Here is a 12,818-nt window from a genome sequence, read left to right as displayed (position 1 = left end):
CTCAGCCTTTAATAAAATGATGTACTATCATTTGGGCACCCCTTTTGAGACGCCGCAAAAGTAGTTTACAATTCTCAATTATCAATATGTAAAAGAAGTTTTTTTTTAATGCGCTTTAATTCGTTCATTACCAATTTAATTAGCCTACATTTGCTGTCTAAACATAGACTATGTCATTTAAATCCTTAGGATTAATTCCAGAATTGCTTAAGGCAGTTCAAAAACAAGGGTACTCCGAGCCTTCCCCAATTCAAGAAAAAACAATACCTGTAATACTAGAACGAAAAGATGTGTTAGCCTCTGCTCAAACAGGAACTGGTAAGACTGCTGGGTTTACACTTCCGTTGTTGCAAATACTCAATGCAACGCGTAAAAGAAGGCACAGACCTATTAGGGCTTTGATTCTAGCTCCAACAAGGGAATTGGCGGCGCAAGTACATGAGAATGTTAAGAGTTATAGTAAGTTTTTAGATATACGTTCAACGGTTGTATTTGGTGGAGTTAATATTAAAACTCAAATCAGAACCATACGAGGAGGAATTGATGTGTTAGTTGCTACACCGGGACGTTTGATAGATTTGGAGAACCAAAGGGCTTTATCAATAAAACGCATCGAAATTTTAGTGCTTGATGAGGCAGACAGGATGTTGGATATGGGGTTTTTAAGAGATATAAGAAAGATCATATCTTTAATGCCAAACAGAAGACAAAATCTACTTTTTTCAGCAACTTTTTCAAAAGAAATTAAAAAACTTGCTGAAGGTATTTTGTACAAGCCTATGCTAATTGAGGCGACTCCAGAAAACTCAACTGCAGAAAAGGTCGATCAAAAAATTTATAGAGTTGATAAGAAAAACAAAGTTGAAGTAACTATTAAATTGATTGCAGAGGGTAATTGGAAACAAGTATTAGTCTTTACTCGCACAAAACATAGGGCAAATCAACTAAGTACAAAATTATTAAAAGCTGGAATTTCTTCTGCTGCAATTCACGGCAATAAAAGTCAAGTAGCTAGAACCAAGGCACTGTCAGGGTTTAAAAGTCAAAAAATTAGGGTATTGGTAGCTACTGATATTGCAGCACGAGGTTTAGATATCCCATTATTGCCTCACGTTATAAATTTTGAATTACCAAACATTCCTGAAGATTATGTTCATAGAATTGGTAGAACAGGTAGAGCTGGAGCAAGTGGTGACGCAATTTCTCTTGTGGATATAGATGAAGTTGGATATGTTAAGGGTATCGAAAAATTATTAGAAGAAGAACTTTCAAGTGAAATTATTGAAGGGTTTGAGCCTTTAGATAGACCTTCAGAGAACAAGCCTAAACAACAACAACGCGGTAAAAAGAAATTTAGAAATTCTAGTAGCAACAAGTCAAAGAAAGATCAATCAAATTCAGCTAGAAGAAATAAAAAAAGATATAGAAGGTCATAAATAAAGCACTCCTGATTAAGAATGCTTTTTAATACTAACTATGGATGGCGATTTTAATTTAGAATGCTAAATTTACCTGCTTCAACTGTTGGAAAATCAATTTCTGTTTCTGCAAGGTGATTCACATAGTTGGCTAAGGTATTTGCAACTACATTTAATACTTCTTCTAAAGCGTTACCATTGTCATATCTATCATTTTTAAACGCTACAATGGCATCAGAACTTACTTGATCTCTATTACGAGTAATCTCTTGAGCAAATTGTAAAGCAGATTCTATTTTAGCATCTGACGCCAACCCTTGTCTGTTTTGCTATGTTTGTTCTTCAGATAAACCGTTCATTTTACCAATTGAAGTGTGCGCAGATAAGCAATAGTTACAGCTTTTTTCTTCTGCAATGATCAAAGCTAATTGCTCTCTAAATTTGTTGCTAAATTTTTCACCTGCTGTTAATTGACCAAGACTTAAATAAGTTTCTAGGGTGGCTGGGGAGTTACCCATTACTTTAATTAAATTAGGGGCAATACCTAATTTTTGGTTCACTGTATTAAATAATTCTTTTGCTTTACCTTTTATTGTTTCTAGATTTAATGTAATTTTTTAGGTCTTCTTATTTTTCTGAGTCAATTGCAAATACTTGTTAGGATGATAAAAAGAACAAGATATTATCTTCAAATGGGTAATGCTCGAAGTCTATATTTACAATCTTTTCCTTTTCTATCCAAAAAATACTTTACTGTTCCAGTTGCTCAGGTTTATTAAAAACACAGGCTTTTTAAAATTAGTGTACTTAATGAAAAATTGTTTTTATAGGAATAGGTTTGAATATCTTGAACTACCATACTTTGTGATTACCTTCAATTTGATCGTAAGAATAATTAAATCATTACTAGCCTAAAGGCGGCTTCTTTCTATTAGCTTTTTTATCTGATAATCTTCTTTTATTATCTAACCTTTTTTTGATGACTGCTTTTGGGACTTTAGTAGGTTTACGTCTTTTCTGAACCTTTAGACTTTGTTCTAGCAACTCAAATAAGCGAGTTACTACGAGTTCTTTATTTTTGTGTTGACTTCTAGTTATGCTGCAGGTAAGGAGAAGACAATTTTCGGAATTTAATTTGTTTTTTAATTTATAAAGTAGTCTATTCTTTTCGTCTTCAGAGAGTCCAATTGAATTGGTAATATCAAAGGTCAGAACAATTTTAGACGAAACTTTATTTACGTGTTGACCACCTGCGCCACTGCTTCTTACTGCTTTAAATACTAACTCTTTATAGATTAAATTACCATTCATTTTAATCTAAAGTTTTAGAAAAATTGTCTAAATCTTTATGGTTTTTCAAAATGTTGTCTATTGCTTTTACTGCTGTCTCAAGTCTTGATTTTTTATCTCCGGTAAGCAGCAAATATGGTCTTTCATATTTATTTAAAGCAGCTTCAAAAGCTTGAAACATTTCTTCTCTTTGGTGTGGTTTGTCGCGCAAATCATCAGCCTCCCAAGGTGTGTCTATATACGTTAGGAAATATAAGTTATATGTGTTTTCTAGAGCATGCTTTTTAAGTAAATCTTCTACGGCACCTGCATAGTAAGATTCAGAATACACCATGGTTTCTAGCAAATCTGTATCGCAAATCAACACTTTATCGGCTTTTTTTGCTAAGTCGTTTTCAAGTGCTATTTGGCCATAAGCTATTGGAAGTAAATCTTCTGGTTGACAAGTTAAACGTTCGTTGTTCCATTTATCTTGTAAGTAAGCACGTGCGTATTCAGGTACCCAAACGGTATTGTAATAGTGTGCGAGTTGCCTAGACAAGGTTGTCTTACCTGTAGATTCAGGACCGAATAACACGACCTTTATGATGTTTGCAGGTTGCTGCTTAAGTGTTTTTTCCATGCGAAATATCCAGCTATTGCTATAAAAGTAAAAACAAAATATTGAATACCAGTAAATGTAAAGCCCTTGTATAAATATAAGGGGGCAGAAATTAAATCTCCAACAATCCAGTAAATCCAATTTTCAATTTTTCTACGAGCCATTAACCACATTCCTACAAAAAATATAGCCGTTGTTAAAGTATCTACATAAGCTACCCAACTCGTCCATTTATCAAATGCTTCATACACTCCGTAAACAAACACAAGGGTAGCAATAAAGATGATAGCTGACCATTGCTTTTCTTTTTTTGTAGTTCTAGAAATTGGTGTTACATGAGTGGCGTCTACCTTACGAGTCCAGATGTACCAACCATATAAACTCATAGAGAAGTAATACGCGTTAATCATCATGTCTCCAATAAGCTCCCATTGCCATAATAGATAGACAAAAACGGCCGTACTAATTAATCCTGTTGGAAATACAAGAATACTGTTGCGTTTAGAATACCATACAGATAAAAAGCCAAAAACAACGCCTATTAATTCAAGTACTATATGCAATGTATCATACCCTTTGTATTGAGCAAAGAGTAGATCAAAAATGTGGCTCATAATCGCGACGATCAGACTTTACAATTTTCATGAATAAAATACCGCGCTCCATAAGTTCGAGTACCGCTTTTCCTTCTTTAATTAATACCGCCATTACGTCATCGTAATTACCATAAACTTGCGTGCTTAAAGGGTTTTCTAAAACTTTTAACCCACTTGCTCTAAGGCTTTTAATAAATGATATTATTGGAGTCTCGTAGTCGTTTTGTAAAGGCGTTAGTGTTAGTTCAACTGAAATATCCATGATTTAAATTTTTAGTTCTATTTAAATGTATGTGTTTTAAAAGTATTGATTACTTCTTGATTTTGTTCAAATGCAGTTCCTATTACCACAATATCAGCTCCATTCTTGTAAGCAAGTTCTAATTGCTCTTGAGAGCGAATTCCGCCGCCAACGATTAATGGAATGTCTAAATTTTCTGATACCTCTTTTATGATTTCTGTAGCAATTGGAAAATGTGCACCACTTCCAGCTTCTAAATATACAAGGCTTTTTCCGTTAAATTGAGCGGCTAAAGCAGTATCGCGAATAAGATCGATATTGCCTTGATCTATTGGTTGTGTATTGCTTACTTTTTGAACAGCTGTTTCTTTTCCCCCATTAATTAAAATATACCCTGTAGGCATAATTTCTAACGATGAATTTTTTAAAAATGGAACTGCTCTAATGTGCTGCTCTATTAGGTATTCAGGATTTCGACCAGATAGTAAAGAGAGCATTAAAACAGCATCTGCTTTATTTGTGAGCTGTGTATGCGAACCTGGAAAAAGAATTACAGGAAATGTTGTGTGTTTTTTAATCTCTTGAACACATAAAGCTGTTTGACCATTTTTAACGGTGCTGCCACCAACAAAAATAAAATCTACTTTTTGTTGATTAATAAGTGCCACTTTCTGCTTAATCTCTTCAATAGGAAGTTTATCAGGATCTAATAAAATAGCCATTAATTTTCTATGGTTGCGTTTCGCAATTCTTATATGTTCTAAAAGAAGCTGTTCCATTAATTCATGGCATACACCAGTGTAAAATTTTCAATCTGCTCAAAGAAGATATTGTACGCTTCATACAATGACTCTTTTTTAATCCAACCTTTTGTTTGTTTGTCAATTAATTGAAAACGCTCAATTGGCAAGTGTTGTTTAAAGAGTAATCCGCCATCTGGGTGAATTTTAAATAAACTCTCTTTTGCACCCCAAATAACTGTTAATTGTTCCACTAAATGGTTGTCATCTAAAAAATCAGATTCTTTACCTATAAACTTAGAGGCTATCCGAGTTATTTTATCTCTGTTCTTTTCAATATCAATTCCAACAGGATTGTTGCTAATAATGATACCTGAAAATTCAAACGAATGTGTTATTGAAATATGTTTGCCATCTTTTAAATGTGGTTTGCCATCGCTTGTGTAGAACAAATCTTTATCACTATACCCGCATTCCTTTAAGAGATATCTAATACTAACAAATCCGCGCTGGTGTAATTCAGACTTCATACTATTTGTGCGCTCTAGACTTCTTTTATTTAAAAAAATGTTACTCTTCAGAGAATCAATAGTTTCCTCAATTTTCCATACCAAAACTTTGGTGTCCTTATTGGGTTGTATTGTTTTAAAAAGAGGCATAATATTCTGAAACTATTTCGTAATTTTGCAGCTCAAAAATATACAATTATGAGCACAGAGACATCAACGTATGTAAAATATAAAGTAAAAGATATTAATCTAGCTGCTTGGGGTAGAAAAGAAATTGAATTAGCTGAAGCTGAAATGCCGGGGTTAATGAGTTTGCGCGAAGAGTATAAAGATGAGCAACCTTTAAAAGGAGCGCGCATTGCAGGTTGTTTACACATGACAATTCAAACAGCTGTTTTAATAGAGACATTAGTTGCTTTAGGGGCAGAAGTTACCTGGAGTTCATGTAATATTTTCTCAACACAAGATGAAGCTGCTGCCGCGATAGCTGCTGCAGGTGTATCTGTGTATGCATGGAAAGGATTAACTGAAGAAGAATTTGATTGGTGTATTGAACAAACATTATTCTTTGGAGAAGATAGAAAACCGTTAAATATGATTTTAGATGACGGTGGAGATTTAACCAATATGGTATTAGATAAATATCCAGAATTGGTATCAGGTATAAAAGGATTATCTGAAGAAACGACAACGGGTGTTCACCGTTTATACGAGCGTATGGAAAAAGGTACGTTGCCAATTCCTGCTATTAATATTAATGATTCAGTAACGAAGTCTAAATTTGATAATAAATACGGATGTAGAGAATCTGCAGTAGATGCTATTAGAAGAGCAACTGATATTATGTTGGCTGGTAAGCGTGTAGTTGTTTGTGGATATGGTGATGTTGGTAAAGGTACAGCTGCTTCATTTAGCGGAACAGGTGCAATTGTAACAGTAACTGAGATTGACCCAATTTGTGCTTTACAAGCTGCAATGGATGGTTATGAAGTAAAACGTTTAGAAAGTGTTGTAGCGACTGCCGATGTTGTTATTACTACAACAGGAAACAAAGATATTGTTAGAGGTGAACACTTTGAAGCAATGAAAGACAAAACAATTGTTTGTAATATTGGGCATTTTGATAACGAAATTGACGTTGCTTGGTTGAATGATAATCACGGTGCTTCTAAAGTTGAAATCAAACCACAAGTAGATAAGTATACTATTAATGGTAAGGACATTATTCTATTAGCAGAAGGACGTTTGGTTAACTTAGGTTGTGCTACTGGACACCCAAGTTTCGTTATGAGTAACTCATTCACAAATCAAACACTTGCACAAATAGAGTTATGGAAACATGCAGATAAATACGGTAACAAAGTATACATGTTACCAAAGCACTTAGATGAAAAAGTAGCAAAGTTACACTTAGCGAAAATTGGTGTTGAGTTAACAGAATTAAGAGAAGATCAAGCTGAGTATATTGGTGTAACGGTTGAAGGACCTTACAAGCCAGAATACTACAGATATTAATAGAATTATATTGTCACACAGAGTTTTTCGAAGTGTGTCTGATCATAGCATAATAAAGGCGTTCAAATTTGAGCGCCTTTGTTGTTTAAAGTTGTTCATAATCTAATTATAAGTATCTTCAATTTTGTCGGATTTAGTCGTAGCTTTGCACCTATTTATTAAGTATTTTGAATAGGTTTTTTACATTAATATATTTTTTAGTAATCGTTGGTTGTACTGATGATTCTATCGAATCTTCAATAGAGGATGCAATACCTCCTGTAATAACCTTAATTGGTTTTAATCCACAAATAATAGATTTAGGTAATAATTATCAGGAATTGGGAGCTACAGCATTAGATAATTTAGATGGAGATATTAGTGAAAGAATAATTATCAATAGTGATGCGGTGAATGTGAATCAAGTTGGTTCTTATGAAGTATTTTATAAGGTTCAAGATGCATCGGGCAATCAAACAATGGAGAAAAGAATTGTAAACATTGTTGATAATGATTTTATTCCTCATATAGAAATTGATTTCACAGATTCATTTCAAATTGGAAGTGACTTAGGATTAAATTATTTAAATGATATTACAGTAGGAGTTTTATCGTTAGATGAAGATGAGATTAAACTGATTACAGCCTCAGGAAATTCCTCTTATCTGTTAACAGGAACAAGTATTTCAAATATTTCAGAGGCTATAGAAATCGCAAGTCCAATTGAAAATTCTATATATTCCGATTATATTGGAATGGGACAATTGATAAAAGATAAGAATGGCACTATATATAGTGTTATTCATGGAGAACAACAAGATGGTTCTATTTTACCTGGAAATATCCCAGGGTTTTACGCTTCAATAGGTTTAGGTATATCTTCAGATAATGGAAACAGTTTTAGTATAAATGAAGGTCCATTAATAGAGGATTTGTATGATATTTCTATTAATAACGGATTTGCTGATGGCGGATTAGGAGAACCATCAATAACTTTTTCTCAAGACTCTACCGAAGTATTTGTTTATTATGTTGATCATAATAGAGATGGCAGAGGTGTAAATATCGCAATGTCAAAATTTAATGTTGAAGGAGATGGTACTCCCAATTTTAATGAATGTTTTTATTTGAATCAAGACAACGAGTTTACGACTGAATTGATTCGGTCGAAAGAGGTTGTAATTGGAATGGGAAATTCTGACGCCATATTTCCACATGTAACATTCAATAAGTTTTCAAATAAGTATTTGATGGTTTATTCAGAAAATAATTGGGGAGAGTTTAATAGTGGAGTCGTAAGTCCTTCGGAATCGGGTGTTTATTACAGGTATTCGAATGATGGTATAAATTGGGAAGAATCTCCGGTACAGTTATTATCTGGTTGGTCCATACCTTGGTCGATTAACCACTCTTATCTATGGCACCCAAATTTAATTTATACAAATGAGATGCAATCAGAGGGTTATCTTATTTATTCAAAGGCTGATTCATTGCAGCAAGGTCATAAAATGTATGCTGTTAAGTTTGAAATTATGCGAAATTAATTATAGCTAAAAAACAACCACACGTTGCCGCCAAATTTTGAGCGCCTTCGTTGATTTTTAGAATAGGGGATGTAGCTCAGCTGGCTAGAGCGCTTGACTGGCAGTCAAGAGGTCGTGGGTTCGACTCCCATCTTCTCCACAATAAAAGCCACTCAATTGGGTGGCTTTTTTATATATAGGAATAGGATAAAAAAGAAGCAACACTTTGGCGCTGCTTTATATATAAAACTCTCAAGCAAAAGTTTGAGAACAGGTGTTTATTAAAGATAGTCAACTTGATTAAATTAGTGACTTCAATCCTGTAACTACTACTTTTGCAAATAATATTGAGGTTGCTGCAATAGTCAACCAAGTGAAGATAAATATACTTCTGTCTAATACGTAATTCATTGTTTTCATGGCTTCAAATTTTATACTTCAAATGTACTTTGAGTGTGCCATTTTTGGAGTGAGTAATTAAGCGAAGCGACTTAAATTAGCATTGAAGTATCTAATAAATGTTTTGACGTAAAAAAAGCCCACTAAATAGTGAGCTAATTTTATTTTTAAGATTAAATGTTAAGCAAAATAATGATACAAAGTATTGTCAATAGTGTTTTTGAGTTGATTGATATCAACACCTTTGTTTCTGAAAACAGTAATGTTTTTATTTACTCTATTTCTACTCAAACTTTTTTGAATTTCTAATAGTGCAATACTGTCTAACTTTTCTAAAATAGATTTAACCGCTGTTAACTTGGCCAAATCTTTAATGTAAATTTTGATTGTTTGCTCCCTTGGAGAATTACGAATCTCAGATCTAAACGGTAACATGGTAAATAGTGTTAGGTACTTAATTATTGGCATAAATTACTGAAATTCAAAATAAAAAGCAAGTACCTGTCTTGGCAAAAGTTTATCCATTGCTTTAACGGCAGATTATTAGATTCTTAAATGATGACAGCTTTTTTTCATTTTAATATTGTAGACCCTAAACTTAACTAACAAATTATTTTGAAAACATCTAACTATTTGTTTAATCCCGCAATCGTGGTTTTAGCACTATTTTCTTCGCTATTAGCTTTTGAAAGAGTAGTACAAGATTTATCTTTACTACTCTTTTGCATTAAAAAAGGCCCGCAATGCGAGCCTTTAATTTTTATAGATCTTTTAGTAATTCGTCAACCGCCTTTTTAAGCTGTGTATCTTTACCATTGGCCTTGTCATCTGGCGCATTGTAAACAACATAATCTGGCATTGCTGGAGTAAAGTCCATGTTTTTTTCAGAAGACTTAACAAACCAACCTCTAAAAGGAACTCTTACGTAAGAGCCATCAATTAAAGTTTGACCTCCAGTAGAAATTACTGCACCAAATGTAGGAACACCTACTAGTTTCCCTAAGTTCAATTCTTTGTATGCATGAGAGAAAATCTCAGCATTAGAATATGAATTCTGATTACAAAGAGCGATAGATGGCTTCGTCCAAGAAGCTAAAGGTAAACGCTCACTATACGGATAGTACTGCGTGAAGTTTTTGTATTCTTTATCTAAATTCTTAGCAGCACCCCTTGGAATGGTAAATGCATGTTGTTGTACATTTAATACAGCCATTAAATAATCTGTAGTCCAACCACCACCGTTGTAGCGAACATCAATAACAATACCTTCTTTGCCTAAACCAGCAGCAGTTAATTCGCGCTCAAAACGCTCAAAACTTGTCCAGTTCATGCCCTGAATGTGTATATAGCCTAGACGACCGTTAGAATACTCTTCAGTTAATCGTTTACGTTCTGCAACCCAAGCTTTATAATTGTCTGTTCTTGCACTTGATTTAGGACGAATGGTAATTTCTTTTGAAGTGCCACCTCTGTTTACAGTGACTAATATTTTGTCATTAGCAGTACTTGCCAAATATTGATACATGTTGGTTGTAGCATTTACTTCATTACCATTAATAGCAGTAATTACATCGCCAATCATCATTTTACTTGCTTCTCTATCTGCTGCAGAATTTGGAACCACTGAAGACACTTTTAAAGCCCCGTTGGTATTAGTTACTTCTATACCTAAAATACCAGTACGGTCGCTTTGAGTATCTGCACGTTCTTCACCACGATACATACCCATATGACTAGCATTTATCTGTCCGAGCATTTTATTGAAAACTACTTTAAAATCAGCTCTTGTAGAGGCTTTCATGGCTAATGGCTTATAGATCTTTTTTAATTGATTCCAATCTTGATTGTGATGATTAGGGTCGTAGAATCGATCTTCAATAGTTTTCCATGCCTCTTCAAAAATCTGATTGGATTCGGCAGTGTAATCAAGAATCATTTTTGCAGAAAATGGTAAACTTTCTTTTTTACCATCTGCCGTTTTAATTCTACCCAATTTACCTCTTGATATGTTATATGCGTATTTGTCTTTTTTATCTAAAGTAATTGCTCCAGGTCTTGAACTTCCTTTAGTTAGGGCTTTACGATCTTTCCCTTCCCAAGAAATTTTAAACAGGTCGCTTTCAACATCAGGATTTCCTCTAGTACCATTGCCTGTTGTATAATAGAAAGTTTTGGCGTCTTTAGAAATACCAGCTATAAATTCAGCGCCTGTATAAGAAGTAACTTGAACTTGACGTTCGTGAATATTGTCGAAGTCTATTGAAACAATAACTTCTTTCTTTTCCTTTTTATCATCAGATTTATCTGATTTCTCTTTCTTTTCAGGTTGTGTTTCATCCCAATCTTCTTTGGTTTTTTCCCAGTCTTCTTTAGTTAACCAAATAAACCAAACATCGTAGTCACCGTTATTTCTGTTAGAAGAGAATCCTAATTTTTTACCATCAGCACTCCAAGTTGCACCAAAATCACCTTTAGGATGCATAGAAACATTTACTGGATCTTTTGACCCATCTGCTTTGTGTACATAAATTTCATCGTTAAAATACAGGTCGCTTTTTGAATATGCTAGCCATTTAGAATCTGGAGACCAAGCAATTCCTGAAGGTTGATCCCATCCTTCTAATAATGTTTTGCTACCGCTTAATTTCCCATCTTCTGAAATATTAGAAACTACTAATTTTCCGTTTCCTTCTGTATAGGCAATATGCTTACCATTTGGAGATAGCGTTGGATTACCTAATCCTGCTTTTGAATTGGTTAATTTGGTGACCTTGTGTTTTAAAGAAAAGAATAAGTTCTTCTCAGCACTATCAGAGGTCACTTTGTACAAGTTATAAACACCATCTCTATCTGATAAAAATAAAATCGTTTCATTAGTTAACCATAAAACATCAATATCTCTAGCAGGATTATTTGATAGGTTTACAGTTTTAATTTTTTTTGTATCGTTTTCAGTTACAAAAACTTCTCCTCTTATAGTAAAGGCACTGTATTTTTCATTTGGAGAAAGCGCTAATTCAGAAGCATTGCTTGTAAAAGTTTTACGCTCTTGAGGGTCAAAACGATAATCGCTTGAAATAGAGATTGCAACATCTTTAGAAGCTTTTGAATTTCTATTTACAGTACTTACTTGATCTCCAACAATCATTACAATGTCGTTGCCATTGGCGCTGAGATCATAAGACCAAAGCCCCATTTTTGTAAGATTCGTAATTTGAGAAATAGCACCAGACTTTTTACCTGTATCATCTAGATCTACTTGATGTACATTGTATTTACCACTTCTTGCAGATTGAAATACAATGGTGTTGTTATCGGCCCATTGTGGATCTAAATCCTGACCTTGATCAGTTGTAATTTGATTGTATTGCTTTGTTTGTGTATTGTACAGCCAAATATCTCTATTTGCAGGACCCCTGTAAGCCTCGCGCTCTATTCTGCATGTACCTCTGGTAAACGCAATAAAATTACCATCTGGAGATAATGTTGCATCAAAACCTACTGCGTCTAACAATCTAAATGGAGTTCCACCATTTATGTTAAGGTGATGGATTTCTGATTCTCTTTCAATTTGAACAAAATTTCGAGAAGTTGTAAAAAAAATATCACCATCTTTAGTAACATCAGTAACACGATCACTGGCTGAATGATGCGTAAGACGTTGAGGTGTGCCTCCGTTTGCTGCAATTTTGTAAATATCGCTATTGCCATAACGTGTGCTATTAAATACAATTGTTTTACCATCTGCACTCCAATGTGGATTCTCATCATAGGCTTCGTGAATGGTTAAACGTTTTAAGTTTTGTCCGTTTGTGTTAATAGTCCAAATATCTCCTTGATAGTTAAATGCGATGCTACTGCCATCAGGACTTAATGTAGGTGTGTTAATTAAGGGTTTTTCTTGTGAGAACAGTGAAAGTGTCGACACTAGCACAAGACCTAGTGCACTATAGAATTTGTTCATAAGTGTATGATTGAAATGTTCTTTCAAAAATATTGAATATATA

13 protein-coding genes and 1 tRNA gene are annotated in these 12,818 nt (G+C 33.9%); 4 read left to right on the top strand and 10 right to left on the bottom strand.

The genetic code is table 11. From position 1 onward, the window contains the following. Positions 1 to 170 precede the first annotated feature (170 nt). Positions 171 to 1,436: a DEAD/DEAH box helicase gene (locus ACYQ5R_RS02870; protein ID WP_460189399.1), complete on the top strand. Its 1,266-nt coding sequence runs from the start codon at positions 171 to 173 to the stop codon at positions 1,434 to 1,436. Positions 1,437 to 1,489: 53 nt separating this feature from the next. Here ACYQ5R_RS02870 and ACYQ5R_RS02865 read toward each other — a convergent pair whose 3' ends face one another. From ACYQ5R_RS02865 to ACYQ5R_RS02830, 8 genes are all read right to left on the bottom strand, one after another. Continuing rightward, a complete protein-coding gene (locus tag ACYQ5R_RS02865; RefSeq protein WP_460189398.1) occupies positions 1,490 to 1,732 on the bottom strand; it encodes a carboxymuconolactone decarboxylase family protein in 243 nt (80 codons plus the stop codon). A gap of 15 nt (positions 1,733 to 1,747) precedes the next feature. After that, positions 1,748 to 1,978 (bottom strand): carboxymuconolactone decarboxylase family protein, encoded by a 231-nt coding sequence (locus ACYQ5R_RS02860; protein ID WP_460189397.1) that lies wholly within the window; start codon positions 1,976 to 1,978, stop codon positions 1,748 to 1,750. A 346-nt stretch (positions 1,979 to 2,324) separates the two neighbouring features. Then, the gene (arfB, locus tag ACYQ5R_RS02855; protein WP_460189396.1) at positions 2,325 to 2,729 is read right to left on the bottom strand and encodes an alternative ribosome rescue aminoacyl-tRNA hydrolase ArfB; all 405 of its coding nucleotides are present in this window, start codon (positions 2,727 to 2,729) and stop codon (positions 2,325 to 2,327) included. 1 nt (position 2,730) lies between these two features. Then, positions 2,731 to 3,330, bottom strand: coding sequence for an AAA family ATPase (locus tag ACYQ5R_RS02850; RefSeq protein WP_460189395.1), 600 nt, complete (start codon positions 3,328 to 3,330; stop codon positions 2,731 to 2,733). Beyond that, the gene (pnuC, locus tag ACYQ5R_RS02845; RefSeq protein ID WP_460189394.1) at positions 3,291 to 3,923 is read right to left on the bottom strand and encodes a nicotinamide riboside transporter PnuC; all 633 of its coding nucleotides are present in this window, start codon (positions 3,921 to 3,923) and stop codon (positions 3,291 to 3,293) included. Before pnuC ends, ACYQ5R_RS02850 begins: the two co-directional genes overlap by 40 nt. Then, entirely contained in the window at positions 3,907 to 4,167 is a 261-nt protein-coding gene (locus ACYQ5R_RS02840) for a thiamine-binding protein (protein WP_460189393.1), read from the bottom strand. The genes pnuC and ACYQ5R_RS02840 overlap by 17 nt, the downstream gene beginning before the upstream one ends. A gap of 17 nt (positions 4,168 to 4,184) precedes the next feature. Then, a complete protein-coding gene (locus tag ACYQ5R_RS02835; protein ID WP_460189392.1) occupies positions 4,185 to 4,925 on the bottom strand; it encodes a phosphoglycerol geranylgeranyltransferase in 741 nt (246 codons plus the stop codon). Next, positions 4,925 to 5,545, bottom strand: coding sequence for a 4'-phosphopantetheinyl transferase family protein (locus ACYQ5R_RS02830; protein ID WP_460189391.1), 621 nt, complete (start codon positions 5,543 to 5,545; stop codon positions 4,925 to 4,927). Before ACYQ5R_RS02830 ends, ACYQ5R_RS02835 begins: the two co-directional genes overlap by 1 nt. Positions 5,546 to 5,593: 48 nt before the next feature. Between ACYQ5R_RS02830 and ahcY the strand changes: the two genes are divergently transcribed. The 3 genes from ahcY (at position 5,594) to ACYQ5R_RS02815 (ending at position 8,572) form a co-directional block, all read left to right on the top strand. Then, positions 5,594 to 6,910: an adenosylhomocysteinase gene (gene ahcY, locus ACYQ5R_RS02825; RefSeq protein WP_460189390.1), complete on the top strand. Its 1,317-nt coding sequence runs from the start codon at positions 5,594 to 5,596 to the stop codon at positions 6,908 to 6,910. Positions 6,911 to 7,077: 167 nt separating this feature from the next. Continuing rightward, the gene (locus ACYQ5R_RS02820; RefSeq protein ID WP_460189389.1) at positions 7,078 to 8,433 is read left to right on the top strand and encodes a DUF5011 domain-containing protein; all 1,356 of its coding nucleotides are present in this window, start codon (positions 7,078 to 7,080) and stop codon (positions 8,431 to 8,433) included. Between the two features lie 65 nt (positions 8,434 to 8,498). Further along, positions 8,499 to 8,572, top strand: a tRNA-Ala gene (locus tag ACYQ5R_RS02815). 419 nt (positions 8,573 to 8,991) lie between these two features. Here the strand turns inward: ACYQ5R_RS02815 and ACYQ5R_RS02810 are convergent. Beyond that, the gene (locus ACYQ5R_RS02810) at positions 8,992 to 9,246 is read right to left on the bottom strand and encodes a hypothetical protein (protein ID WP_460189388.1); all 255 of its coding nucleotides are present in this window, start codon (positions 9,244 to 9,246) and stop codon (positions 8,992 to 8,994) included. 325 nt (positions 9,247 to 9,571) lie between these two features. Next, positions 9,572 to 12,775 (bottom strand): S41 family peptidase, encoded by a 3,204-nt coding sequence (locus tag ACYQ5R_RS02805; RefSeq protein ID WP_460189387.1) that lies wholly within the window; start codon positions 12,773 to 12,775, stop codon positions 9,572 to 9,574. Between the last annotated feature and the right edge of the window lie 43 nt (positions 12,776 to 12,818).

The organism is Urechidicola sp. KH5, assembly GCF_054661455.1.
Note: the sequence above shows the minus strand (reverse complement) of the source record. Positions and strands in the feature narration are given on the sequence as shown.

What these genes read in the sequence shown, in the direction of transcription:
- ACYQ5R_RS02835 (WP_460189392.1), bottom strand. Translation starts at nt 4,925, where the DNA reads ATGGAACAGCTTCTTTTAGAACATATAAGAATTGCGAAACGCAACCAT.
- arfB (WP_460189396.1), bottom strand. Translation starts at nt 2,729, where the DNA reads ATGAATGGTAATTTAATCTATAAAGAGTTAGTATTTAAAGCAGTAAGA.
- ACYQ5R_RS02840 (WP_460189393.1), bottom strand. Translation starts at nt 4,167, where the DNA reads ATGGATATTTCAGTTGAACTAACACTAACGCCTTTACAAAACGACTAC.
- ACYQ5R_RS02850 (WP_460189395.1), bottom strand. Translation starts at nt 3,330, where the DNA reads ATGGAAAAAACACTTAAGCAGCAACCTGCAAACATCATAAAGGTCGTG.
- ahcY (WP_460189390.1), top strand. Translation starts at nt 5,594, where the DNA reads ATGAGCACAGAGACATCAACGTATGTAAAATATAAAGTAAAAGATATT.
- ACYQ5R_RS02830 (WP_460189391.1), bottom strand. Translation starts at nt 5,545, where the DNA reads ATGCCTCTTTTTAAAACAATACAACCCAATAAGGACACCAAAGTTTTG.
- ACYQ5R_RS02870 (WP_460189399.1), top strand. Translation starts at nt 171, where the DNA reads ATGTCATTTAAATCCTTAGGATTAATTCCAGAATTGCTTAAGGCAGTT.
- ACYQ5R_RS02810 (WP_460189388.1), bottom strand. Translation starts at nt 9,246, where the DNA reads ATGTTACCGTTTAGATCTGAGATTCGTAATTCTCCAAGGGAGCAAACA.
- ACYQ5R_RS02805 (WP_460189387.1), bottom strand. Translation starts at nt 12,775, where the DNA reads ATGAACAAATTCTATAGTGCACTAGGTCTTGTGCTAGTGTCGACACTT.
- pnuC (WP_460189394.1), bottom strand. Translation starts at nt 3,923, where the DNA reads ATGAGCCACATTTTTGATCTACTCTTTGCTCAATACAAAGGGTATGAT.